The organism is Chromobacterium sphagni (assembly GCF_001855555.1).
GTDB classification, from domain to species: Bacteria; Pseudomonadota; Gammaproteobacteria; order Burkholderiales; family Chromobacteriaceae; genus Chromobacterium; species Chromobacterium sphagni.
The window spans coordinates 531,181-555,373 of the sequence record NZ_MKCT01000001.1; the positions used below are offsets into that span (position 1 = coordinate 531,181).

At 63.6% G+C, this 24,193-nt stretch carries 27 protein-coding genes; 14 read left to right on the forward strand and 13 right to left on the reverse strand.

The genetic code is table 11. The annotated features are described in order from the left end of the window. Positions 1–58: 58 nt before the first annotated feature. Complete coding sequence (locus BI344_RS02610) at positions 59–577, reverse strand: hypothetical protein (RefSeq protein WP_071111395.1); 519 nt, start codon at positions 575–577, stop codon at positions 59–61. 25 nt (positions 578–602) lie between these two features. Between BI344_RS02610 and BI344_RS02615 the strand changes: the two genes are divergently transcribed. Further along, positions 603–1,502, forward strand: a complete 900-nt coding sequence (locus BI344_RS02615; protein WP_071111396.1) for an HD-GYP domain-containing protein — start codon at positions 603–605, stop codon at positions 1,500–1,502. A 4-nt stretch (positions 1,503–1,506) separates the two neighbouring features. Here BI344_RS02615 and blaOXA read toward each other — a convergent pair whose 3' ends face one another. Together blaOXA and bioD are read right to left on the reverse strand one after the other, a co-directional pair. After that, complete coding sequence (gene blaOXA, locus BI344_RS02620) at positions 1,507–2,322, reverse strand: class D beta-lactamase (RefSeq protein WP_071111397.1); 816 nt, start codon at positions 2,320–2,322, stop codon at positions 1,507–1,509. 94 nt (positions 2,323–2,416) lie between these two features. Then, on the reverse strand, positions 2,417–3,043 hold the full coding sequence (bioD, locus tag BI344_RS02625) for a dethiobiotin synthase (protein ID WP_071111398.1): 627 nt from the start codon (positions 3,041–3,043) through the stop codon (positions 2,417–2,419). 234 nt (positions 3,044–3,277) lie between these two features. On the opposite strand from bioD, the gene BI344_RS02630 reads away from it, so the two are divergent. Next, positions 3,278–3,721, forward strand: a complete 444-nt coding sequence (locus tag BI344_RS02630; RefSeq protein WP_071111399.1) for a hypothetical protein — start codon at positions 3,278–3,280, stop codon at positions 3,719–3,721. A gap of 228 nt (positions 3,722–3,949) precedes the next feature. Here BI344_RS02630 and BI344_RS02635 read toward each other — a convergent pair whose 3' ends face one another. The 3 genes from BI344_RS02635 to BI344_RS02645 form a co-directional block, all read right to left on the reverse strand. Then, positions 3,950–5,734: a 2-isopropylmalate synthase gene (locus BI344_RS02635; protein WP_071111400.1), complete on the reverse strand. Its 1,785-nt coding sequence runs from the start codon at positions 5,732–5,734 to the stop codon at positions 3,950–3,952. A gap of 184 nt (positions 5,735–5,918) precedes the next feature. Continuing rightward, positions 5,919–7,268, reverse strand: a complete 1,350-nt coding sequence (locus BI344_RS02640) for a HAMP domain-containing sensor histidine kinase (RefSeq protein WP_158021023.1) — start codon at positions 7,266–7,268, stop codon at positions 5,919–5,921. A 43-nt stretch (positions 7,269–7,311) separates the two neighbouring features. Beyond that, a complete protein-coding gene (locus tag BI344_RS02645) occupies positions 7,312–7,968 on the reverse strand; it encodes a response regulator (RefSeq protein ID WP_071111402.1) in 657 nt (218 codons plus the stop codon). Between the two features lie 206 nt (positions 7,969–8,174). Here BI344_RS02645 and BI344_RS02650 point away from each other — a divergent pair, with 206 nt between their 5' ends. The 3 genes from BI344_RS02650 (at position 8,175) to BI344_RS02660 (ending at position 11,527) form a co-directional block, all read left to right on the forward strand. Continuing rightward, complete coding sequence (locus tag BI344_RS02650; RefSeq protein ID WP_071111403.1) at positions 8,175–9,164, forward strand: DUF2860 domain-containing protein; 990 nt, start codon at positions 8,175–8,177, stop codon at positions 9,162–9,164. Between the two features lie 209 nt (positions 9,165–9,373). After that, the gene (gene asd / locus BI344_RS02655) at positions 9,374–10,222 is read left to right on the forward strand and encodes an archaetidylserine decarboxylase (RefSeq protein WP_241499237.1); all 849 of its coding nucleotides are present in this window, start codon (positions 9,374–9,376) and stop codon (positions 10,220–10,222) included. A gap of 243 nt (positions 10,223–10,465) precedes the next feature. Beyond that, the gene (locus BI344_RS02660) at positions 10,466–11,527 is read left to right on the forward strand and encodes a ferritin-like domain-containing protein (protein ID WP_071111405.1); all 1,062 of its coding nucleotides are present in this window, start codon (positions 10,466–10,468) and stop codon (positions 11,525–11,527) included. A gap of 70 nt (positions 11,528–11,597) precedes the next feature. Here BI344_RS02660 and ilvC read toward each other — a convergent pair whose 3' ends face one another. From ilvC to ilvB, 3 genes are read right to left on the reverse strand one after another with little or no spacing between them, the layout of a single operon-like run. Continuing rightward, positions 11,598–12,614 carry a ketol-acid reductoisomerase gene (ilvC, locus tag BI344_RS02665; RefSeq protein WP_021478383.1) on the reverse strand — a complete coding sequence of 339 codons (1,017 nt, stop codon included), beginning with the start codon at positions 12,612–12,614 and terminating at the stop codon, positions 11,598–11,600. 48 nt (positions 12,615–12,662) lie between these two features. Next, positions 12,663–13,154, reverse strand: coding sequence for an acetolactate synthase small subunit (gene ilvN / locus BI344_RS02670; RefSeq protein WP_071111406.1), 492 nt, complete (start codon positions 13,152–13,154; stop codon positions 12,663–12,665). A 10-nt stretch (positions 13,155–13,164) separates the two neighbouring features. Continuing rightward, positions 13,165–14,931 (reverse strand): biosynthetic-type acetolactate synthase large subunit, encoded by a 1,767-nt coding sequence (gene ilvB, locus BI344_RS02675; protein WP_071111407.1) that lies wholly within the window; start codon positions 14,929–14,931, stop codon positions 13,165–13,167. Between the two features lie 193 nt (positions 14,932–15,124). On the opposite strand from ilvB, the gene BI344_RS02680 reads away from it, so the two are divergent. The 4 genes from BI344_RS02680 to BI344_RS02695 are packed head-to-tail and all read left to right on the forward strand — an operon-like array spanning position 15,125 to position 16,983. Continuing rightward, complete coding sequence (locus BI344_RS02680; protein ID WP_071111408.1) at positions 15,125–15,691, forward strand: RNA polymerase sigma factor; 567 nt, start codon at positions 15,125–15,127, stop codon at positions 15,689–15,691. Beyond that, positions 15,688–16,068 (forward strand): DUF3619 family protein, encoded by a 381-nt coding sequence (locus BI344_RS02685; protein WP_071111409.1) that lies wholly within the window; start codon positions 15,688–15,690, stop codon positions 16,066–16,068. The genes BI344_RS02680 and BI344_RS02685 overlap by 4 nt, the downstream gene beginning before the upstream one ends. After that, complete coding sequence (locus BI344_RS02690; RefSeq protein WP_071111410.1) at positions 16,061–16,462, forward strand: DUF3106 domain-containing protein; 402 nt, start codon at positions 16,061–16,063, stop codon at positions 16,460–16,462. The genes BI344_RS02685 and BI344_RS02690 overlap by 8 nt, the downstream gene beginning before the upstream one ends. After that, on the forward strand, positions 16,459–16,983 hold the full coding sequence (locus BI344_RS02695; RefSeq protein ID WP_071111411.1) for an RDD family protein: 525 nt from the start codon (positions 16,459–16,461) through the stop codon (positions 16,981–16,983). The genes BI344_RS02690 and BI344_RS02695 overlap by 4 nt, the downstream gene beginning before the upstream one ends. 6 nt (positions 16,984–16,989) lie before the next feature. Here BI344_RS02695 and BI344_RS02700 read toward each other — a convergent pair whose 3' ends face one another. Beyond that, entirely contained in the window at positions 16,990–17,883 is an 894-nt protein-coding gene (locus tag BI344_RS02700) for a LysR family transcriptional regulator (protein ID WP_071111412.1), read from the reverse strand. A 99-nt stretch (positions 17,884–17,982) separates the two neighbouring features. Here BI344_RS02700 and BI344_RS23645 point away from each other — a divergent pair, with 99 nt between their 5' ends. From BI344_RS23645 to BI344_RS23655, 4 genes are read left to right on the forward strand one after another with little or no spacing between them, the layout of a single operon-like run. Beyond that, positions 17,983–18,171, forward strand: coding sequence for a hypothetical protein (locus BI344_RS23645; RefSeq protein WP_139166861.1), 189 nt, complete (start codon positions 17,983–17,985; stop codon positions 18,169–18,171). Positions 18,172–18,229: 58 nt separating this feature from the next. Continuing rightward, complete coding sequence (locus tag BI344_RS02705) at positions 18,230–18,652, forward strand: carboxymuconolactone decarboxylase family protein (protein ID WP_071111413.1); 423 nt, start codon at positions 18,230–18,232, stop codon at positions 18,650–18,652. 55 nt (positions 18,653–18,707) lie between these two features. Beyond that, a complete protein-coding gene (locus tag BI344_RS23650) occupies positions 18,708–18,962 on the forward strand; it encodes an alpha/beta hydrolase family protein (RefSeq protein ID WP_139166862.1) in 255 nt (84 codons plus the stop codon). Positions 18,963–19,007: 45 nt separating this feature from the next. Then, positions 19,008–19,280, forward strand: a complete 273-nt coding sequence (locus tag BI344_RS23655) for a hypothetical protein (RefSeq protein ID WP_139166863.1) — start codon at positions 19,008–19,010, stop codon at positions 19,278–19,280. Positions 19,281–19,604: 324 nt separating this feature from the next. Here BI344_RS23655 and guaD read toward each other — a convergent pair whose 3' ends face one another. Next, positions 19,605–20,915 carry a guanine deaminase gene (guaD, locus tag BI344_RS02710; RefSeq protein WP_071111414.1) on the reverse strand — a complete coding sequence of 437 codons (1,311 nt, stop codon included), beginning with the start codon at positions 20,913–20,915 and terminating at the stop codon, positions 19,605–19,607. Between the two features lie 253 nt (positions 20,916–21,168). Between guaD and BI344_RS02715 the strand changes: the two genes are divergently transcribed. Next, a complete protein-coding gene (locus BI344_RS02715; protein ID WP_071111415.1) occupies positions 21,169–21,666 on the forward strand; it encodes a MarR family winged helix-turn-helix transcriptional regulator in 498 nt (165 codons plus the stop codon). Between the two features lie 34 nt (positions 21,667–21,700). Here BI344_RS02715 and BI344_RS02720 read toward each other — a convergent pair whose 3' ends face one another. Together BI344_RS02720 and BI344_RS02725 are read right to left on the reverse strand one after the other, a co-directional pair. Next, entirely contained in the window at positions 21,701–22,324 is a 624-nt protein-coding gene (locus BI344_RS02720) for a lytic transglycosylase domain-containing protein (RefSeq protein WP_071111416.1), read from the reverse strand. Further along, a complete protein-coding gene (locus BI344_RS02725; protein ID WP_071111417.1) occupies positions 22,324–24,030 on the reverse strand; it encodes a proline--tRNA ligase in 1,707 nt (568 codons plus the stop codon). Before BI344_RS02725 ends, BI344_RS02720 begins: the two co-directional genes overlap by 1 nt. Positions 24,031–24,193 lie beyond the last annotated feature (163 nt).

The following is a 24,193-nucleotide window of genomic DNA, read 5'->3' on the forward strand; positions in this document are numbered from 1 at the left end:
CCGGCTGGAGCCGGCATGCTTTCATCGTAGGAGTTCGGCGGGGAAAAACAAGAAGGTGTCATGATGCGGCGTAGCAGAGCGAGACATCAGGATAAGTGCGGACCAGCGGCTTGCATGCGCGGCCAGATCGCCTTAACTGAAAAACGCCCCGCCCTTTTTCGAATGCCCGCCACCGATGAGCGACCACGACTTCACCACGGTCAACCCCCACTGGCTCGACCACTTGCTGGCGCTGCGGGACGATTATCGGCCGGTTCTGATCGAGGACGCGCTGGATCAGGAAGGACGCGTACTGCTGCCTGCCGGCGACATGCCTGATGCCAGCTGGAAAACAATGCTGGCACAGCGCCGGCTGAAGCAGCCGTTGGAAAAGCTGCTGCGGATAGACGCGTTCGAACCGCGCCTGCTGCTGCCGCAGCGCAGCCGGCTGCTGCTGCAGGAGTCGCGCTTCCTGCAGGCGCTGCTCGGCCAAGCCGACGAGTGCGGCCTCAGCATCGCCATTCTGAAGCTGCTGCCGCTGAAGGGCGCCATCGCCATCTGGCTGGCCATCATGCACCAACGCGGCGAACTGGACCACGCGCTGCGCGTCTGCCTGCTGTCCATTGGACTGGCACGCCATCTCAACCTGTCGCCGCAGGAGCAGCAGCAGGTCGCGCTGGCCGCTTGGACTGGCACGCCATCTCAACCTGTCGCCGCAGGAGCAGCAGCAGGTCGCGCTGGCCGCGCTGCTGCACGACATAGGCGAGCTTTACATCGACCCGGCCTACTTGGCCGCCGAGCACACCTTGCAACCGGAGGAGTGGCGCCACGTCGTCAACCACCCGGTACTGGGCTGCCAGCTGCTGCTGGCGCTGGGCGAGCTGGAACAGCCGCGGCCGGTGGCGCTGGCGGTGCTGCAGCACCACGAACGGCTGGACGGCAGCGGCTACCCGCTGAGCGCGCAGGGCGACAAGCTGAACCCGGGCGGCCAGGTCCTGATGCTGGCCGACACCATCTGCCAGTTGCTCGGCCGCCAGCCGTTCTTCCCGCAGCGGATAGACATCGCGCTGAAAATCCTGCCGGGCGAATTCGATTACGACATCGTGTCCACGCTATGCCGGATCAACCGGCTCAGCAGCAAGCACCTGCCGCCGCCGCCGGTGAACGTACCCGACCTGTCCAAGCAAGTGCAGCGACTGTTGCAGCAGATAGGCCGGCTGACCCAGCGCTTCTGGGCGATGGCGGAACTGGACATCGGCCAGTCCCCGCCGGCGCGCAAGCTGCTGGATGGCAGCATGCAGCGCTTCAACACCATACAGCGTGCCATTTCCAGTACCGGAGCCGGGGAGCTGCCGCACGACCAGAAAGACGACGAGCTGCAGCGCGAGCTCTGGTGCGTCATCGGCGAAACCCGCTGGCGGCTGCGCAACCTGGCGCGCCAGATCGCCCTGCGCATCGACAAGCTGCATCCTCACGAACAAGTACCGTTCATGGCGCTGGCCAACGCCCTGATGGAGCATTGAGCGTTCAGCGCGGCAAACCGGCCGCCAGCGCCGGCAGCTCCTTCAGAAAGGCCTCGCGCGAGCGCACGCCGGCGGTGCCGGGCTCTTTCCTGTCGTCCTGGATCAAACGGGCGAACACCAGCCGGCGCTCGCCCCGCTCCGCCCAGCCGACGAACCAGCCATAGGGATGCTCTTGGTCCTGCGCGCCGTCGCGCAGCAGCGGGTAGGCCATGCCAGTCTTGCCGTGCACCGTCCAGCCGCCGGGCAAGGCGGTCTGTTCGACAATGCGGCGCGTCATTTGCTGCGCCTGCGGCGATGCCGGCAGCCGGTCCTTCAGCAACTTGCCCAGGAAGGCCAACTGCTCAAGCGGCGAAACCTTCAGCGAGGAGCCGATCCAGGCCCGCTCCAAACCGTTATTCTTGCCAGGGTCGCCGGCGAAATCGGCGTTGCCGTAGCCGAAGGCCCGGGCATAGCGGCTCAGCGTGTCAGCGCCGAGCTGATGGGCGATCTGCTGCGAATACCACACCACCGAATATTTCAGCCAGCGCGTCGGATCGGTGCTCTGGCGCCAGTTGTCGCCGCCCCAGTCCACATAGCCCTGGCGGAACGGCAGCGCCGGCGCGTGCGCGTCCTTGAGGAAGCCCGAATCGTAGCCCATCACCGCCAGCGGAATCTTGAAAGTGGAGGCCGGCGTGACGCGCTCGCTGCAATTGCCCTGCCGCAGCAGGATGTCGCCGGTATCGGCGTCGGCCAGCGCCGTACAGATGGTTTTGGCCTGCACCGGCCCGGCGACGCAAACGGCGGCCAGCAAACCGGCCGCCGCGCATGACAGTTTTTTCATATCTTTCCCTGACTGGATGATCGGATGCGGGGCAACGGATGCCCCCCAGCATCTGTCAGGCAAACGGCGCGGATGTTCCCGGCACCGCACAGACTCAAGGCTGGTGGGGAATCTCCAGCAGCAGCGGCGCCGGGATGTGGCGTTGCAGCGTAGCCAGATTCTCCGCATAGGCCGCCTGCGGCGGCTGCGCGCAGTTGGCCACCCAGCCGGCCAGCGGCAAGCCGCTGTCAAGCACCGCCCGCGCCGTGAGCAGCGCGTGATTGATGCAACCCAGCCGCATGCCCACCACCAGGATCACCGGCAAGGCCAGCGCCTGCGCCAGATCGGCCATGAACAGACTGTCCGACAGCGGCGCCAGCCAGCCTCCCGCTCCCTCCACCAGCAGAACGTCGGCCTGTGCCTGCAAGCGGTCGCAATGTTCTTGGATCACTTTCAGGTCGATCTCCACCCCGGCCTGGCGCGCCGCGATGTGCGGCGACACAGGTGGCAGGAAGCGGTAGGGGTTCATCAGCTCCAGATCGGTCTGACCGCTGGCGGCGGCGAGCCGGGCCACATCGTCGTTGAGCCAGCTGCCGTCGGCCAGGATTTCGCAGCCGGACGCCACCGGCTTCATCGCCAGCACCCCGCGGCCTTGCTGGCGGTGGTGATGGATCAAGGCGACCGCGGCGTGAGTCTTGCCGATCTCGGTGTCGGTGCCGGTAATGAAAAATCCCTGCTTCATGGCGGTGGCTTCCTGTGCAAAAACGCCGGCATCGACATGCCGGAGTGAAAATGGCCAAACAGCCGCAGTTCTACACCAGAGCGCGCATGCTGTCACGAGCGCCGGCATCCGCGGCGCATCGTGGAGAATGGTGAAATAACGGCTGTGAAGTGGCATAAATGCTGGGGTTGGCCACAAGAAACAACGCAACCGCCATGCCAGAATCAAGCTCCCAACCCCGAGGAGGAGCAAACCATGAGTGAAAGCGAAGCCGCCGCCGCGCTGGGCGGCATGGGCATCATGGTGCTGGTGGTGATCGGCGCGCTGGCGCTGGCAGTCGGCATCTTCTATTACCTGACCCTGCACCAGACTATGGACTCGGTGAGCGAGATCAACCGGCCGCTGGCCGGCGGCCTGATCTGGCTGGCGCTGATTCCCTTCGTCGGCGCGATCTGGTACATGGTCTACATCATCCTGCTGTCCCGCGCGCTGAAGCGGGAGCTGGCGCAACGCGGGCTAGCGGGCGACGGCGCCGCCGGCATCAGCCTGGCGCTGGTGATCCTGCTGGCGTTGTGTTTCGTGCCTTACGCCAATCTGATTGCTTTCATCCCCGCCCTCGTGTTGTGGCTGATGCATTGGGTGAAGATGGCCGGCTACCGCAAGCTGCTGCAGACGGCCCAGCCCGTGTTGGCAACCTGAAGCCGCAGCGCCGCGACGTGGCAACGCCGACCTCGTGGGTCGGCGTTGTGCCGTCTGCCTTGTGAGCGTGGGCGCAATGGTTTGGCCGGATGGGCCTGCGGATTTCACGCGGGATGGAGTGAAAGCCTTTCGGTTAGGCGGGCGGGCCGGTGGGCGCAACGACAAGAACGGGATGGAAAACCTTGCCGCCTCCCCCGGACCGCGCCGCCGCGCCGGGAAATCGAAAAATCAGACGATGGCCTGGGCGTGCACCTTCACCTCGCTGCTGAGCTTGTTCAGCGCCGACAAATAGGCCTTGGCGCTGGCGACGATGATGTCGGTGTCGGCGCCCTGGCCATTGACGATGCGGCCGTCCAGCTCCAAGCGCACGGTGACTTCGCCTTGGGACTCAGTGCCCTTGGTGATGGCGTTGACCGAGTACAACTGCAGCTCGGCGCCGCTGTTCGCCACGCTCTCTATCGCCTTGAACGCCGCGTCCACCGGGCCGGAACCGCTGGATTCGGCCCTCACCTCATGGCCGCGCTCGGCGAACACGATGCGCGCCAGCGGCGGCTCGCCGGTTTCGGTGGCCACTTGCAACGACACCAGCTTATAGGCCTCGTGGTCGGCTACCATCTCATCAGACACCAGCGCGTGCAGGTCTTCGTCGAAGATCTCGCGCTTCTTGTCGGCCAGCTCCTTGAAGCGGGCGAAGGCGGCGTTGAGCGCCTCCTCGCTGTCCAGCACGATGCCCAGTTCGGCCAATTTGGTCTTGAACGCGTTGCGGCCGGACAACTTGCCCAGCGTCAGCCGGTTGGCGCTCCACCCCACAGACTCGGCCGACATGATTTCGTAGGTTTCGCGGTGCTTGAGCACGCCGTCCTGATGGATGCCGGATTCGTGGGCGAAGGCGTTGGCGCCGACGATGGCCTTGTTGGGCTGCACCGGGTAGCCGGTGACGGTGGACACCAGCTTGGACGCCGGCACGATCTGGGTGGCGTCGACCATGCTGTCGACGCCGAACACGTCGCGACGGGTCTTCACCGCCATCACGATCTCTTCCAGGCTGGCGTTGCCGGCGCGTTCGCCCAAGCCGTTGATGGTGCACTCCACCTGGCGCGCGCCGCCCAGCACCGCCGCCAGGCTGTTGGCCACCGCCATGCCCAGATCGTTGTGGCAGTGGGCGGACCACACCACCTTGTCGCCGCCGGGCGTGCGGGCGATCAACTCGCGGAAGAAGGCCTCGGTCAGACGCGGCACCGCGTAGCCCACGGTGTCGGGCACATTCAAGGTGGTGGCGCCGGCCTCGATCACCGCGCCGAAGATGCGGGCGAGGAAATCGATGTCGGAACGCAGCGCGTCCTCGGCGGAGAACTCGACGTCGTCGGTGTATTCGCGGGCGATCTTCACCGCCTTCACCGCCGCCTCCACCACCTCGTCCGGGCTCATCCGCAGCTTCTTCTCCATGTGGATCGGGCTGGTGGCGATGAAAGTGTGGATGCGGCCGCGGACCGCCGGCTTGATCGCCTCGCCGGCGGCCCGCACGTCGCGCTCGTTGGCGCGGGCCAGGCTACAGACGGTGGATTCCTTGATCGTTTCGGCAATCGAACGGATGGCGTCGAAGTCGCCGGGGCTGGCGGCGGCAAAGCCGGCCTCGATGATGTCCACGCCCAGCCGCTCCAGCTGGCGCGCGATGCGGATTTTCTCTTCCTTGGTCATCGAGGCGCCCGGCGATTGCTCGCCGTCGCGCAAGGTGGTGTCGAAAATATAGAGGCGGTCGCCCATATCGATAGTTCTCCCTGCTCCCTGTGCCGGCTCGCCGACCAGATAGTCGTTGAAATCAAAGCGCCTGCCCTGTCCTGCGGCCAGCTGCGCCAGGCGGCTGAGCTGCACCAGCGGCAGGCTGCCGCGTTCCCTCCATTTGTATATCGCTGCGCGGCTCACCGGCTCGTCGGGGAACAGACGGTTCAGTTCGTCGGCCAGATGGCTCGGCCCGCCGAAGTCCGCGACCAGTCGTTCAATATCCACTTGCATCAATGTGCTCCTGCAGCATGTTTTGAACCAGACTACTCAAACATGAGACACAAGGTCAAATTTGACAGGAAAAATCTGTGTCAAATTCGTCACAAGACATGTCTAACTTTATTTTTTAGACAAATTGTAGAATTTAATCGTAAAAAAAGGGCCCTCTGGCACCCGCACAACCGTGGCAAAGCATCTAACTTGGCGACAACCAGGGCAGGCTGACATGAAACGCCACGCCCCGGCCTTCCAGCCCCTCCGTCATCCGGATGCGGCCACCCTGCGCCCGCACCGCCTGCCAAACAATGGCGAGCCCCAGGCCGGAACCTGGCGCAGATGCCGTCTTGCCCCGGTAAAAGCGCTCGAACAGATGCGGTTTGTCGTCGACGGCGATGCCAGGCCCGTCATCCGCCACCGCCAACTCTATCCATCCATCAGCGGCGGCAAGGCGCACCTGGACGCGACCGCCGGCGCGGCCATACGCCACCGCATTGGACAGTAAATTGTCCACAATCGAGAGGAAGGAAACCAAGGCCAGGCTGGCCAGCAAGCCATCTGGCGAGTCCAGCTCCAGCTCCATGCCCTTTTCTTCCGCCCGCGGCGACAAGCCGATCAAGGCATTGCGCGTCACCTCGACCAGATCGACCTGTTGCCGGCGCTCGCTCTCCACGCCTTCCAGCGCCGCCAGCCGCAACAGCTGCTGCACCAAATGGGAATGGCGTGCCACCGCCTGCTCCAAAGCGGCCAGGTTTTGCTGCCTGGCTTCGGCATCCTCCTCGCGGGCCAAAGCATGCGCCTGCGTGGAAATCACGGCCAATGGCGTGCGCATCTCATGGGCGGCATCCTGCACGATGGCGCGTTCGCGAGCGATGCTGTCGCGGCTGCGCCTCAGCAACTGATCCAGCGCCTCGACAATCGGCTTCAACTCACGGTAGGGCAAGCGCATGGACAAAGGAGAAAAATCATCGGAGGCGCGACGGTTCAGATAATCGGCCAAGCGCCTCAGCGGCAGCAAGCCGCGCGAAATGGCGAGCCACAGCGGCAGCAGGATCAACGAAAAGGAGATGGCCAGGGGCGCGATATATTGCTTAGTGATGAAAGGCAGTACTTCCTCGTCTGGAATCAGCGGTTCGAACACAGTCAAATATCCAGCGGGATAGAGACGCTCCGCCACCCGATACGCTTTTCCTTGCAGCTGCACCACGCCCTTATTCAAATCGCGCGCCGGCAGCGCGATGGCCGGGATGCCCGGCGAAGCGTAGATCCGCTCGCCTTGCCGCGTGCGCGCGGAAATCAATAAATCGCCCGGGTAATCGACCTCGACCTTGGCAGCCACGTTGATGCGCCGCGATGCGTTGAACAAACGATCCGCCGTCTCCAAGGCTTGCCGATTGCGCTCCATTCCGCCGGGCGACAGCACCACGGAAAGCAGATCGGCCACTTTCCACAAAACTTGGCGGCGGGATTCCGATGACCTCGACTCATGGTATTCCCGCCCGACCAGCACCAGCCATATCAAGGCGAAAGCCAGCAACAAAGCCAGCAAGACCCGCCTCGTCAACGACGGCGCCAAACCATCCGCCAGCCGCTTAAACCACATATTGATAGCCCACGCCGCGCACGGTGCGGATGCGTTCGGCGCCTATCTTGCGGCGCAGATTGGACAAGTGCACCTCTATCGTCGCGCCATCGACAATATCGCCAAGCGGCTCCAGGCGTTGCCCCAGCACCGTTTTCGACACGATGCGGCCAGGGTCGCGCGCCAGTTCCACCAGCAAACGGAATTCGCGAGGCGACAAGTCCAACGCCAGGCCGTCCAGCCAAGCCAAGTGCACGCGGGGTTTGAGGCTCAGCGCGCCCAGGCTCCAGACTTCGCTGGCCTGGCGGGCGCTGCGGCGGCATACCGCCCGCACTCTCGACACCATTTCCGACACCGCGAACGGCTTGCACAGATAATCATCGGCGCCATCGTCCAAACCCGCCAATTTATCGTTCAAATCGGCGCTGGCCGTGATCATGATCACCGGCACGGCGATCTGCCTGGCCCGCCAGGCGCGCAACAATGCCAAGCCGCTGCCGTCCGGCAGGCCCAAGTCCAGCAATACGCAATCGAACCGGTCCGGCTCGAACAAGGCATCCGCATCCGCCAGCTTCCGCACCCACTCGGTCGTCACCGCTTCGGCTTTCAACGCGGCCTGTAAAGCCCGCCCCAGGTCCAAGTCATCCTCAACAATCAATAGATGCATTTTCGTTTTCACCGCGACAATCTTTGGCTTAGCAAAAGGTTGGCATACGCATACTTGCGCCATGCAAACGGGATGCCCTCTCTTTGCGCTGGCCATCGAGTATATGGTCGCGCACTCAAGACAGACAATCGGCTTGGCCATCCAACGCCAGGATGAATTGCCCGCCCGGCGACCCGCTCTTTTAACTCCATCCAAAGGAATATCCGATGAAACATCATGCCGTATTGATACTGCTGAGCGCACCTTTGCTGGCAGTCGCCGCAGAGAATGAACAAGACGGTTTCTCCGGGGCCTTACAGCTAGGCGTCAGCCACTATCAACTGGCCAGCAATTTCCTCAAGGCGCCAAACGACGGTCGCCCCAGCGCCGCCAGCTTGACGCAAGCGCCGGCCTCGCAATCCGGTACTGCCCCCCTGGTCGAAGGCGAATGGAGCTATGGCTTCGCCGGCACAGGCACCCGGCTCTTCATCTCGCCCTCCAATACCAGCACCTTCGCTGCGGGAGGCGGCCTGCAGTTGGGCGTGCGCCAGCAACTGCCGCAAGTCGGCGCGGTATCGGCAGCGCTGACTTATGGCGAGAGCGAAGTCTGGCTGGACCCTTATGCTTTGAATGTCGCCCGCCAGGACGGCAAGCTGAAAAACGCGGGTCTGGCGCTGGGCTGGTCGAACATCCTGAATACGCCGTTCAGCGCCAACTTCAGCTACGCCAGGCAAAAGCTGGGCAATGAGCGGAGCGGACAGGCGCAAGGCTTGACGCTGGCAGATCAAGCCCTGCTGCAGCGCAATGGCAACAACTACGGCGTCCAAGCCTCTTATGCCTGGAAATTGGACAGCCAGGGCGCGCATACGCTGACCCCCGGCATGATATACGCGCGCGCAGATCTGGATGGCAAGGCCATGAGCACCCGACGCTACGGGATGCAATTGGCTTACGCCTACCAAGGCGCGGACTGGGATGCCACGGTTTCCCTCGTCGCGCTTCGCACCCGCTATCAAGCCGGTAATCCGGTTTTCGCCGGCCAGAAAGCCGATAGCCGCGACGCTTTGCTCAGCCTGGGCCTGACCCGGAAAAACCTGCTCGGCGCCAAGGCCTGGTCCGCCTTTCTCAGCGGCAACTATGGCCGCTTCAACTCGGACCTTGCTTATTTCAACGCGCATATCCGAGAGGTGTCCATCGGCCTGGGCTACCATTTTTGATCCAGTCGAAACGCGCGGCCATCGTCGCCAAGGCGCACGCTGGCGGCCCGCTATTCAGCGCAGCGCCAGATGGCTGCGGCGCCTCCTGTCGCGCGCTCGGCCATTAGGGGAAATCGGCATAGCCCGCGCGAAAGCGCCGCGTCATCGGCTGACGGCGGGCCAGCCGTGCTTAGCTGCGATATAATGGGCGGTTAACCCATCATCAGGAAATGCCCGTGTCCGAACGCCTGTTCGTGCTGCTGCAGCACGTGATGCCCAAGCTGGTGCTGACCCGACTCGCCGGCTGCTTCGCCAGTTGGAAAGGCGGCGGCTTCACCACGGCCGCCATCCGCCGCTTCATCGCCCGTTACAACGTGGACATGAGCGAAGCGCAAAACAGCGACCCGGCGTCCTACGCCAGCTTCAACGACTTCTTCACCCGCGCGCTCAAGCCCGGCGCGCGGCAGCTGGCCGACGCGCGCCTGGTCTGTCCGGTGGACGGCGCGGTCAGCCAGCTGGGGCCGATAGACAGCGGCCGCATCTTCCAGGCCAAGGGCCGCGACTACAGCGCGACGGCGCTGCTGGCCGGCGACGCCGAGCTGGCCGCCTGTTTCGCCGACGGCCGCTTCGCCACCATCTATCTCAGCCCGCGCGACTACCACCGCATCCATATGCCCTGCGATGGACGCTTGCTGGAGATGACTTACGTGCCTGGCGATCTGTACTCGGTCAACCCGGCCACCGCGCGCGGCGTGGACCGGCTGTTCGCCCGCAACGAGCGGGTGGTGTGCCTGTTCGAGGACAATCAGGGTCTACCTTTCGTGATGGTGCTGGTGGGCGCCACCATCGTCGGCAGCATGGCCACCGTCTGGCACGGCGTGGTCAACCCGCCGCGCCGGCCGGATGTGCATAAGTGGGATTACCGCGCTCAGGACATCCGCCTTGCCAAGGGCGAGGAGATGGGCCGCTTCTTGCTGGGCTCCACCGTGGTGCTGCTGTTCCCGCAAGGACCGCTGGCCTTCAACCGGCAGTGGCGCGCCGCCAGCCCGGTAAGGCTGGGCGAGGCGATGGCGGACTGAGTGTTCGCCTGCGCGGTCTCAATCGGACAAACGCGGCTTGCAGCCGCGTTTTTTCTTGTCCGGCAAGCCATGCGGTTCGAAATCTGCAGACAATTTGCTACTAGGTAGAAATAACTATCCGATTGGAATGCATGGCTGGCTATCCAAAAATGATTAGGCCTTCCCGCTGCCGCGCCATGGCGTTGGCCGACGCCCGGTAGCCGCGAGCGCCTTTCATTTGATGCCGAACCGGAGATTCCAGCCATGCACATCGCCGACATACTGAACATGAGGATCAGCAATCCCGCCACCTGGAGCAAACAGGAACTGTACGACAACCTGCAGGCCGCGGTGGATGTCGAACTGTGGACCATTCCGCTGTACCTGACCGCCCTCTACTCGGTGCAGGGATTGGATGCCGGCAATCAAAAAGCCTACCCCGCCGCGGCCAAGCTGATCGAAAGCGTGGTGATCCAGGAGATGCTGCACCTGGAACTGGTCTCCAACCTGTGCAACGCGCTGGGCTATGCGCCCCGCTATCCCTTCCCCACCTACAAGGAAACGGCAGGCATTCCCTTCCTCAAGCCGGATGTGCCGCCCAAATACGCCGGCTACCAGGTCAAGCTGGGCGCGCTGGACGTCAACCAGCTGAAGCTGTTCTGTGTGATCGAGTTGCCGGAACCGCCCGGCAAGCCGGACTGGAACAAGCAGACCCGCTACAACTCGATAGGCGAGCTGTACCAGGCATTGGAAATCGCCATCAGCCAGCAATGGAAGACGCTATACATCGGCGCCACCAAGAATGACAAGCAACAAGCCAACTTCACCGATTACAGCCAGAAGAATCACACGAGCGTCGGTTTCAGCCAGATCATCAACAGCCTGGACGAGGCGTTGGCAGCGATGCAGGCAATCGTCAAACAGGGCGAAGGCAACCGCTCCACCGAGGAGATTCCGCCCAAGGACCAGCCGCCGAAGGAAAAACCGGCCAATTACGACCCCAGCGATTTCGATCCGGCGCAGAGCCATTTCCTGAAATTCAATCTGATCCTGGATATTCTCCAGGGCGGCTTGTCGCCATGGACTCCCGCCACCTATCCGCTGATCCCCCATCCCGACAAGCAGCAACTGGCGGTGCAGGCGACGGCGCAAAACCAGCTGAGCAGCGGCTTCCGCGGCTTCATCTCCGAGCTGCAAACCGGCTTCAACACCGCGCAACCGAAAAACATGATGCCGAACAGCTTCTACGACAGCATGTTCAATCTGCAAAACCTGATCACCGCCGTCTGGCAAAGCGGAGCGGTGCCGGCCTTCCCGACCGAGTGATCCAACCGAGCGCATGAAAAAGCCGGGCATCGCGCCCGGCTTTCTCACAACAGCAGTTCAAACCGACAGCTCAGTTCTTCGACTGGTCCACCAGCTTGTTCTTGGCGATCCACGGCATCATCGCGCGCAGCTCGGCGCCGACCTTCTCGATCGGATGCGCGGCGGTCAGGCGGCGGCGGGCGGTCATGCTCGGGTAGTTGGTCTTGCCTTCCAGGATGAACATCTTCGCGTATTCGCCGCTCTGGATGCGGTACAGCGCCTTCTTCATCGCTTCCTTGGTGGCCGAGGTCACCACTTCCGGGCCGGTCACATACTCGCCGTACTCCGCGTTGTTGGAGATCGAGTAGTTCATGTTGGCGATGCCGCCTTCGTACATCAGGTCGACAATCAGCTTCAGTTCGTGCAGGCACTCGAAGTAGGCCATTTCCGGCGCGTAGCCAGCTTCCACCAGCGTCTCGAAACCAGCCTTCACCAGCTCCACCGCGCCGCCGCACAGCACCGCCTGTTCGCCGAACAGGTCGGTCTCGGTCTCCTCGCGGAAGTTGGTCTCGATCACGCCGCCCTTGGTGCCGCCGTTGGCCGCGGCGTAGGACAGGGCCACGTCGCGCGCCTTGCCGGATTTATCCTGGTATACGGCGATCAGGGTCGGCACGCCGCCGCCCTTCAGGTATTCGGAGCGCACGGTGTGGCCTGGGCCCTTGGGCGCCACCATGATCACGTCGACGTCGGCCGGCGGCACGATCTGGTTGTAATGGATGTTGAAGCCGTGGGCGAAGGCCAGCGCCGCGCCCTTCTTCAGATTGGGGGCGATGTCCTTGTGGTAGACGTCCGGCTGCGACTCGTCCGGCAGCAGGATCATCACCACGTCGGCCTTCTTCACCGCCTCGGCCACTTCCTTCACCTTGTGGCCGGCCGCTTCGGCCTTCTTCCACGACGCGCCGTCCTTGCGCAGGCCGACCACGATGTCGACGCCCGATTCCTTCAGGTTCTGCGCATGGGCATGACCTTGCGAGCCGTAGCCGATGATGGCCACTTTCTTGCCCTTGATGATGGAGAGATCGGCGTCCTTGTCGTAATAAACTTTCATTCTCTAATGTCCTTGGTATTTGTTTGCTAAGGGACTGCAAAGCCCCGCTCAGATTTTCAGAACCCGCTCGCCTCGACCAATGCCGGATGCGCCGGTACGGACCGTTTCCAGGATCACTGTGCGGTCCACCGCCTCGATAAAGGCGCCGAGCTTTTCGCTCGTACCGGTCAGCTCGATGGTGTAAGTCTTTTCCGTCACGTCGATGATGCGGCCACGGAAGATGTCGGCCATCCGCTTCATCTCCTCGCGGTCCTTGCCTACGGCGCGGACCTTGATCAGCATCATCTCGCGTTCGATGTGTTCGGATTCGTTGAGGTCTATCACCTTGACCACCTCGATCAGCTTGTTGAGCTGCTTGGTGATCTGCTCGATGACTTCGTCGGAACCGTGGGTGACGATGGTCATCCGCGACAGCGTCGGGTCCTCGGTGGTGGACACTGTCAGCGAATCGATGTTGTAGGCGCGAGCCGAAAACAGCCCCACCACGCGGGACAGGGCCCCCGCTTCGTTTTCCAGAAGTATGGATAAAATATGTCGCATGCCGCCCGCCTTAGCACATATTGCCGTAGTCACGGTTGTTCTCGAAAGGCACCTGCTGGATGTCGCGCATGTGCGGCGGCAGGTCCATCTCATCCAGGCCCTTGCCGTTCTGGATCATCGGGAACACGTTCTCCGACTGGTCGGTGCGGAAGTCGATGAACACCAGGCGCTCCTTCAGCTTGTCGCTGAAGGCCTCGCGCAGCACCGGCTCCACATCGGACGGATTCTCCACCAGGAAGCCGACGTGGCCGTAGGCCTCGGCGATCTTGACGAAGTCCGGCAGCGCGTCCATGTACGACTCCGAGTAACGGGTGCCGTAGAAGAACTCCTGCCACTGCCGCACCATGCCCAGGTAACGGTTGTTCAGCGCCAGCACCTTCACCGGAGTGTGGTACTGCTTGGCGGTGGACAGCTCCTGGATGTTCATCTGGATCGAGCCCTCGCCGGTGATGCAGGCCACCTGCGCGCCGGGGTTGGCCAGCTGCGCGCCTATCGCCGCCGGCAGGCCGAAGCCCATGGTTCCCAGGCCGCCGGAGTTCAGCCACTGCTTGGGACGGTCAAACTTGTAGTACTGCGCCGCCCACATCTGGTGCTGGCCGACGTCGGAGGTGACGATGGCCTGGCCGCCGGTGATCTGGTACAGCTGCTCCACCACGTACTGCGGCTTGATCAGCTCGCTGGACGGGGCGTACAGCAGACAGTTGTGGCCGCGCCATTCCTCGATCTGCCGCCACCACTGGTTGAGCGCCGAGCCGTCCGGCTTCTGGCCGGACTGCCGCAGTTGCTCCAGCATCTCCTTCAACACCAGCTTGACGTCGCCGACGATGGGTATGTCGGCGCGCACGCGCTTGGAGATCGACGACGGGTCGACGTCGATGTGGATGATCTTCTTGGCCCGGCCGAGAAAATGCGACGGCACGCTGATCACGCGGTCGTCGAAGCGCGCGCCTATGGCCACCAGCACATCGCAGTGCTGCATCGCCATATTGGCTTCATAGGTGCCGTGCATGCCCAGCATGCCGAGGAACTGGCGGTCTGAGCCCGGATAGGCGCCCAGGCCCATCAGCGTGTTGGTGCACGGCAGATTGAGCGAGCGCACCAGCTCGGTCACTTCGGCTTCGGCGCGGCCCTGCACCGCGCCGCCGCCGACATAGATGAAGGGACGCTTGGCGTCCAGCAGCAGGTTCACCGCCTTCTTGATCTGTCCGCTGTGCCCGCGGGTGGCCGGCACGTAGGAGCGGATGTGCACGCTTTCCGGGTAATGGAATTCCGCGCGCTGCTGGGTGATGTCCTTGGGAATGTCCACCACCACCGGACCGGGCCTGCCGCTCTTGGCGATGTAGAACGCCTTCTTGATGGTGGAGGCGATCTCGCCCACGTCCTTAACCAGAAAGTTGTGCTTCACGCAGGGACGGGTGATGCCCACCATGTCCACCTCCTGGAACGCATCCAGGCCGATGGCAGGCGAAGGCACCTGGCCGGAGATCACCACCAGCGGGATGGAGTCCATATAGGCGGTGGCGATGCCGGTGACGGCATTGGTCGCGCCGGGACCAGAGGTCACCAGCGCCACGCCCACCTTGTCGCTGGAGCGCGAATAGGCGTCGGCGGCATGCACCGCCGCCTGTTCGTGCCTGACCAGCACGTGTTTGAACTTGTCTTGCCGGAAGATGGCATCGTAGATTTCCAGTACCGCGCCGCCCGGATAGCCGAATACGAACTCGGCCCCCTCTTCCTGCAGGCAGCGGACTACTATTTCGGCGCCCGATATCTGCATATCGCCTCTATTTCATGTTGATTTCATCCCGTTTGCTCAAAGACCTTATCGTATTGCTCAAAGCATGGTCAAGTGCTTTTGTGCAGGTGCAAAAAAGCGCTAAATCACGGTTATTTCAGGAGAAAAACTCGTGCTAGCCTAGTGATTCCTGCTCTGTTAACATCCCAGGTTGGCATCAACCTGAAACGCACAGATGGCAAGCCGCAAGGAAATGGCCGACTTTCTGCAGTCGGTAGAAAAACGCGCCTTCAAGCAAGCGCTGTACGCGGTACGCCAGGAAGACAATGCGCTGGACATCGTGCAAGACTCGATGATGAAACTGGCCGACCGCTACGCCCACGCGCCGGCCGCGGAATTGCCGCTCATCTTCCAGCGCATCCTGCAGAACACCATCCGCGATCACTACCGACGCAGCAAGGTACGCAGCTTCGTCAGCACCCTGCTGTCCTCGCTGATCCCCACCCATGCCGAGGATGACAGCCTCGATCCGCTGGAAACCCTGGATGTGGCCGCCGACGAGGCGCACACCAATCCGGAGCAATGGTACCAGCGCAAGGAAGTGGCGCTGATGATAGACGCGTCGCTGCAGCTCCTGCCGGCCCGTCAACGCGAGGCCTTCCTGCTGCGTTACTGGGAGGGACTGGATGTTGCCGAAACCGCCCAGGTGATGGGGTGTTCCGAGGGAAGCGTCAAGACGCACTGCTCGCGCGCCAACCACACCCTGGCCGCCATTCTTGCGCAAAAGGGAGTACTGCTATGAATCATGCCAACGATAGCCAGGGCGACCATTTGCCAGCCCGCATCACCCGTATTCTGGACACCCCCACCGCCGAACCCACCCATGAGCAGCTGGAGCGCCTGAAACTGGCCCGCGTCCGGGCGATGCAGCGCTTCGATCAGCGCGCCGCCGAGAACATCAGCCTGCAGGAAAGGCTGGCGCTATGGGCGCAGCGCCATACCGTGCTGATCAAGCGCGGCGGCGCGGCGCTGGGCTTCGCCGTGGTCACCGGCGCCGGCCTGATGCTGCTGGACGGCCTGCTGGTGGAAAGCGAGGCGGTGGACGCCGCGGTGCTGTCGCAGGACCTGCCGCTGAACTCCCTGCTGGAGCCCAATTTCAGCCGGGGGCTGCATGAATAAGGCCAGACGCCTGGCCTGCGCCCTGCTCTCCCTGTCCAGCCTGCTCGTCCCGCAGTCATCGCACGCCTCCCCTCCCGCCGACCCGCTCTGGGACCAACTGAACAGCGAACAGCAGCAAGTCCTGTCGCCGCTGGCGGCGGAATGGAACCGCTACGCGCCAGACAAGAAACGCAACCTGCTGGCCATCGTTCCCCGCTTCATCGGCCTGCCGCCCCAGCAGCAGCAGCGGGTGCGGCAGAAACTGAAAACCTGGTCCGAGCTGAGCCAGCCGCAGCGCGACCAGATCCGCGCCAACTGGAAAAAGCTGCAGCAGCTGCCGCCGGAACAGCGCGAACTGGTGATGCGGCGCCTGCGCGAACGCAGCGCCATACCGGAAGCCTCGCAAACCAAATGAACCCATCCACCGTCCCCAGCCTGTCCCGCTGCCTGGCCAGCCTGTTCTACGAATCGCTGCTGCTGGTCGCCATCATGCTGGTGGTCAGCGCCGCTCTCACCCCGCTGCAGCTGGTTTTGGGCCGGGACTCGGTTCTGCTGCACACGCTGATCCAGCTGGTGGTGGCCGCCGCACTGTTCGCCTACTTCGGCTATTGCTGGACCAGGAGCGGCCAGACGGTGGCGATGAAGACCTGGTACATCCGCCTGGTGTCCGCCGACGGCCAATTGCTGCGCTGGCAGCAGGCGCTGGCGCGCTTCCTGATCGCCGCCATGCTGTTCATCGGCCTGCCGGTGGTTTCCTACCTCGGTTGGCAGCGCAGCTACGGCGACCATCCCGCCGTCAAATGGCTGGCGCTGATCTGGTGGTTGCTGCCCTTCCTCGCCCGCTACTACGACAAGGACAAGCGCCACCTGCACGACCGTCTGGCCGGCACCCGCCTGGTGCTGCTGCCCAAACCGACGCGCGGCGGCAAGGCCTGAACCGGCTCACGCTTGCAACAGCGGCTCCTCAGCCGCGAACTCCAGCAGGATGTCCAGCAACGCCCGCACCCGCGCCGGCAGTGCCCGCCGTTGCGGCCACAGCGCATAGACCGGCCGCGGCGGAATCCGCCAATCCGGCATCACCCGCAGCAGGCTGCCGCACGCCAACTGGCGACGGCACTGACTAAGCGGACACAACACGATGCCGCAGCCAGCCTCCGCCAGGCTCACCCCCAGCAACATATCGTTGACCAACAGCCGCGCGCCGTCCGGCAACGGCTGCGGCTCGTCGGTGTCGACATGATGCAGCTTCCAGTTTTGCAGCGGCGTGGTCAGCAACAGGTCGTGCCCGGCCAGTTGCCCCGGCGACTGCGGCCAGCTGCGCGCCGCCAGATACGACGGCGCGGCGGCCAGCACCGCGCTGACCTGCCCCAGCCGGCGCTGGTTCAATTGCGAATCCGGTTGCGGCCCCACCCGGATCGCCAGATCGGCGCCCGCCTCCAGCACGTCGCCGATGCCGTTGTTCAGCAGCAGCTCCAGCCTCACCTGCGGATGGCGCTGCAGCAGACGCTGCCACACCGGCAGCAGCAGGCCGTTGGCCATGCTGACCGGCGCCATCACCTTGACCAGCCCTTCCACCCGGTTCAGCGTCGCATCAAGCGAATCGGTAGCCTGGCGCAGCGCGCTCAGTAGCGGCTTGCACTGCTCGTAATATTGCCAACCCTCGTTGCTCGGCACCATGCGCCGCGCGCTGCGGTTCAGCAGTTTGCAGCCCAGCCTCGCTTCCAGCGCCTGCAGGCGCCGGGTCAGCGTCGGCGCCGGCATGCCATGCCGCTTGGCGGCCGCGCTTAAGCTGCCGGCATCCACAATCGCCACAAACAGATCCAGATCATCCAGCATGATTGCAAAAATGGAATTTGAAATTGATTTTTTGATTCTATTTTCACAATCATCTTTTTACTAGACTCCGCTCATCGAAACCAATGCAGATCGCCGCCATTGAGCCAAACCCTACGCCAACGCCTGCTGCTCTCGCTGCGGATGACCGCCTGGGTCCGCAGGCTAAGCCCGGACCTGCAAGCCGGATTCGTTTCCCGTTGGCAGCGCGCCTTGCTGTCGGCCCAGCGGGTCGCTCCCGGCGCGGAGCTGCTGGCGCGGCCGGGCGCAAACTCACCCAGCGCCTGTTGAAGCGGCGGCGCGCCTGCGCCGCCGCTTCAACAGGCGCTCAACCAGAAAGGATGACATGATGAGAATCGACTATGCCAAGCTATCGCCCAAGGCCTATCAAGGGCTGATCGCCTGCAAGAACGCGCTGTCGGAGAGCAGCCTGGGGCTGTCGCTGGTGGAGCTGGTCTACCTGAGGGTGGCCCAGCTCAACGGCTGCGCCTTCTGCCTGCAACTGCACAGCAAGGCGCTGCGCGGCCGCGGCGCAAGCCAGGAAAAGCTGGACGCGCTGGCCGGCTGGGACGTAGCGGAAGTTCTCTCGCCGCGGGAGGCGGCCGCCATCTCCTGGACTGAAGCCGTCACCGGCGTGGCCAACAGCCGCGCGCCGGACAGCGTCTATCAACCGCTGCGCGAACACTTCAACGACGCGGAAATCTCCGACCTTACCTTCGCCATCGCGCTGATGAACGCCTTCACCCGGATTGCGGTGGCGATGAGGCAGTAAGGGGGTTCCGCGCCGCTGCTGACAAAATCTGTCAAGCCAAAGGCATAAAATTCAAATGCAAAACATTCAGAGATTATTTATTCCTTTTACCCATGAAAATGGCGGCCATTTGTCAGTAGACCATGCGCAAATTTATTATGAAGAGTGCGGCAACCCTGCGAGCCAGCCTTTGCTGTTTCTGCACGGCGGGCTTGGATGTTTGACGGTCTGCAATGCCTTGCTGGAACGCTTGCCATCGAGCTTGCGCTTGGTCGGAATGGATTTGCGAGGCCAAGGGCGTTCCACATTGGGCAGCGATGCGCTCAGCTAACGGCGCTACCAAGCGGATGTAGCCGCGCTATGCGAACAGCTTGATTTGCCCGACGCCATCGTTCTCGGCATCGCGGCATTTAGACTGGCAGCCGCCCGGCATCCGCGCATCAGCCATTTGATCGCTGCCGGCGCGCACCGGCGCTTGCTTGCCGGGGCGCCGGCTCGGCATCGTTATGCCCGTATCGATAGTCGCTCATGGCGGCTACGGTTTCCTGACGCGGTCGATCACTATGAGCGGGTCAATCCCGAGCCAGATTTCGACCGGCTGGTTCAAGAAGGCAAAGCTCTCTGGCTAGATGAATCAGGCCAAGACTAGCCCAATGAGAGCATTAGCCAGATCTCCATCCCTACTTTGTTGATTCGGGTGGGAGTCGCGATTTCCTGTTAGAACTGGACGAGATGAGCCAGTTTCAGGCTCGCGCGAAACATGCGCACTTGCTTAATTCGCCGGCCACGACGTATTGAATGAGGCCAGCGACTCGGCACTGTCGGTCATTCTGACCTTTCTCGCAAAATCATAGCCATCCGCGCCACGCTGTGGGCTTATCCACAAACATCGGGAAAAATGGAAATTATCCACAATCCATAGCGCTGCCGCGCCGCGCGCCCACTCCATGGGGAGGCATGCCGCCGCAGACAATCAGTTTGGCTGCCGCTGGTAAACTCGTTTTCCCGCCACATAGGTCGCCGCCACCGCGCGGTCGTCTCCCAGCATCATCTGCACAAACATCGCCTCGCCCAGATCCCTCGCGTAGCGCATGCGGAAATCCAGCAGCGGCGTGGAGCGCAAGTCCAGCACCGCCAGATCAGCCTCCATACCTGCCTCCACGCTGCCAACGCGGTCGGCTATGCCCAGCGCCTCGGCGCCGCCGCGGGTGGCCAGATAGAAGGCCTGCGCGGCGGACAAGGGCTTGCCGTGGCTCTGCGCCGCCATATAGGCCCCGTTCATGGTCTGCAGCATGGAGAAGCTGGTGCCGGCGCCCAGATCGCTGCCCAGGCCCACTTTCACCGGGCGATCGCCCAGCACGCAGCGGCGCAGGTCCAGGCTGCCGGAGCCCAGGAAGAAATTGGAGGTCGGGCAATGCGCCAGCACGGCGCCGCTGGCGTGGAACATCTCCAGCTCGGTGTCGGACAGGTGGATGCCATGGCCGTAGATCGCGCGCGGCCGCAAGAGGCCGTAGCGCTGATAGACGCCGGCGTAATCGCGGCAATCGGGGAACAGCTGCTTTACCCAGGCGATTTCGTCCAGGTTTTCCGCGATGTGCGACTGGATCGGCACGTCGGGAAACTCCGCCGCCAGCGCGCCCAGCATTTCCAGCTGGCCATGGCTGGAGGTGGGAGCGAAACGCGGGGTGATCACGTATTCGGCGCGGCCCTGGCCATGCCAGCGCCGGATCAGCGCGCGCGATTCCTCGTAGGCGGTCAAGGGCGTGTCCAGCAGCGCGTCCGGCGCATGGCGATCCATGCACACCTTGCCGGCCAGGATGCGCAGATCGATGCGCGCCGCCTCTTCGAACAGCACATCCACCGAGCCGGCATGCACGGTGCCGAACACGCAGCTGGTAGTGACGCCGTTGCGCAGCTGCTCGGAGAGGAATACCCGCGCCACTTCGCGAGCGTGGGCCTCGTCGGCGAAACCCTGCTCGGTGATGAAGGTGTAATGCTGCAGCCAGTCCAGCAGCTGCTCGCCATAGGCGGCCATCATCTCGGTCTGCGGATAATGGACATGGCAGTCGATGAAGCCCGGCAGGATCAGATGGTCGGGATAATGCGCCAAGACCGCGTCGGCGCCGAGCGTCGGCAACAGCTGCGCCGCCGGCCCGCATGCCGCGATGCGGCCGTTTTCCATTACCACCAGCGCATCGCGCTGGAACACCAGGCTGTCCTGTTCGGCCTCCCGGAACGGGTTGCCCCGGAAAGTCAGCACATCGCCGCGCACCGCTGTCTTCAAGCTTCACTCCCGCCGCATGCCGCGGCTGTATCGCGCCGGCGGCGTTCCACCTCCGGCAATTATCTTCATATAAAGAATCTTCACTTGCAAATATAACCCCGTTTGCCTGCCCAGGCAAATCTCGATCCCGCCGCAAGCCGAGCTAGCCGCCCTCAACAACTTGTCTTTAAATGAAGATAGTATATTTTCAAGTCGTGATACTCTTGCGCCCGTCCCGTTTGCCGCGTTTACCTTTGGATCAGGAACCAGCAGCATGCAGCAAGTACCAGACCAGATTGACCGTATCGTCGCCCTGTGGAACGAAGTCCGTCCCGACCTCGATACCTCCTCCACCCAGATCATCGGCCGCATCGTGCGGATGGAATACTTCATCACCCGCCGGGTGCTGCAAGATCTGTCCCGGCACAATTTAAATGTAGGCGAATTCGACGTGCTGGCGGCGCTGCGCCGCGGCGGCGAACCCTACCAGCTTTCGCCCAACCAGCTGCAAGGCATGGTGCTGATCTCGTCCGGCGCGCTGACCAACCGCATCAACCGGCTGGAAGAGGCCGCGCTGGTCAGCCGCTCGCCCGACCCGGACGACCGCCGCGGCGTGATCGTCACCCTCACCGCCAAGGGTTTCCAGGTGATAGAGGACGCCGCCGGCCACCACCTGGCGGCCGAGGCCGAACTGATGGACATGCTGGACGCGGAAGAGCGCGCCACGCTGGCGCGGCTGCTGAAGAAGATGTTGCAGGCGCAGGAAGACTGAAGCGCGAAAAAAACCGGCCGACAGGCCGGTTTTTTCATGGCAGCGACGCCGTCCGCAACGCGGCTGGCATTTCCCAATGCCAGCGAGCCTTCCAGGCGCCCATCACCAGATTGGGATATTCCGGCTTGCCCAGGCTGCCGTTGTAGCGGCCCAGCGCGCGATAGAGGTTGCCGTGCTCGACATCGAGGTAATGGCGCAGGATGGTGCAGCCGTAGCGCAGATTGGTGCTGAGGTCGAACAGATTGTGCTGCGGCGTGCCAATATGGCGGGTCCAGAACGGCATCACCTGCATCAGGCCGCGCGCGCCGGCGCCGGAGATCGCGTACTTGTTGAAACCGCTTTCCACCTGGATCAGCCCCAGCACCAGCTGCGGGTCCAGCCCGGCGCGGGTGGACTCGTACTGGATGGCGGTAAGGAGGCGTTCACGCACCCACGGATCGGGGATGCGCTTCTGCAGCCGGGCAGACATCTCGGCCAGCCAGGCCCGGCCCTGACGGGCATCGTCGAACACCAGCCGGGGCGCGTTGACGTCGGACACCGAGCGGCTCATCGCCGACGCCACATTGGCCGACAGCGCCTCCTCCTTCTGCGCGCCGGCCCATGCCGGCGCATGCGCCAGCACGAGGCAGAGGGGCAGAAACAGCAGGCGTGTCTTCATCAGGCCAGTTTGCCGACGATATGCTCCAGAATAGCATCGGCGGCCACCGCGGTCGCCTCGGCGTCGCGGCGCTGCTGATACTCGACCTTGCCTTCCTTCAGGCCGCGGTCGCCGATGGTGACGCGGTGCGGCGCGCCGATCAGCTCCCAGTCGGCGAACATCGCGCCCGGGCGCTCGCCGCGATCGTCCAGGATCACGTCCGCGCCGCGGGCCGCCAGTTCGGCATACAGCTTGTCGGCGGCTTCCTTCACCGCCTCGGAGCGGTCATAGCCCACCGGGCAGATCACCACGGAGAACGGCGCGATGGCGTCCGGCCAGATCATGCCCTTGTCGTCGTAGTTCTGCTCGATGGCGGCGCCCAGGATGCGGGTGACGCCGATGCCGTAGCAGCCCATCTCGAACGGCTTGGGTTTGCCGTCCTCGTCGAGGAAGGTGGCGTTCATCGCTGCCGAATACTTGGTGCCGAGATAGAACACGTGGCCCACTTCGATGCCGCGCTGGATCGCCAGCACGCCCTTGCCGTCCGGCGACAGATCGCCTGCCACCACGTTGCGAATGTCCAGCACTTCCGGCTCGGCGCAATCGCGGCCGAAGTTGGCGCCCGTGTAGTGTTGGTCGTCCTCGTTGGCGCCGATGACGAAATCGGCCATCTTGGCCACGGTGCGGTCGGCGATCACGCGGCCCTGGAAGCCCACCGGGCCCAGCGAGCCGGGGTTGGCGCCGAAAGCGGCGCGGATGGCGGCCGGGCTGGCGAAGGTCAGCGGGTTCTTGATGCCGGCCACTTTCTGCGCCTTCACCTCGTTCAGCTCGTGGTCGCCGCGCACCAGCATCAGCACCGCGTCGCCCTGCTCGCCCTCCACCACCACCGCCTTGACGGTCTGCTTGATGTCGATCTTGAGGAAGTCCACCAGCTCGGCGATGGTCTTGACCTTGGGGGTGTGCACCTTGGAGAGCGCGGCCGACGCGGCCGGGCGCTCACCGGCCGGGGCCAGCGCTTCGGCCAGCTCGATGTTGGCGGCGTATTCCGAAGTCGGACAGTAGATGATGGCGTCCTCGCCGGTGTCGGCGATCACCTGGAACTCATGCGAGCGGTCGCCGCCGATGGCGCCGGTGTCGGCCGCCACCGCGCGGTAGGTCAGGCCCATGCGGTCGAAAATGCGGCGGTAGGCCGCGTACATGTTCTCGTAGCTCTTGCCGGCATCGTCGGCGCTGCGGTCGAAGGAGTAGGCGTCCTTCATGGTGAACTCGCGGCCGCGCATCACGCCGAAGCGCGGACGGCGTTCGTCGCGGAACTTGGTCTGGATCTGGTAGAAGCTCTTCGGCAGCGCGCGGTAGCTGCGCAGCTCGCGGCGGGCGATGTCGGTGATCACCTCCTCGGCGGTCGGCTGCAGCGCGAAATCGCGCTCGTGGCGGTCCTTGAAGCGCAGCAGCTCGGCGCCCATCGCGTCCCAGCGGCCGGTTTCCTGCCACAGCTCGGCCGGCTGCACCACCGGCAGCGACAGTTCAAGCGCGCCGGCGCGGTTCATTTCCTCGCGAATGATGTTCTCGACCTTGCGCACCACCCGCAGGCCCATCGGCATCCAGGAATAGATGCCGGCGGCGTGCTTGCGGATGAAGCCGGCGCGGATCATCAGTTTCTGGCTGGTGATGTCGGCGTCGGCGGGAGCTTCCTTCAGAGTGGAAATGAAAAACTGCGATGCGCGCATGGTGCGTCCTTGGAATTCGGCTAAATGGCTTCGATTGTAGCGTTGACCGGGGCTGGCGGCCAAGCGCCGGCGCCGGCGCCATCGCCGAGGCCGGCGCTTTTTTCCAGTTGCTGCAGTACAACAACCGTGTGCACACCGTCCTAGCCTGTACTTGGCTCGACCC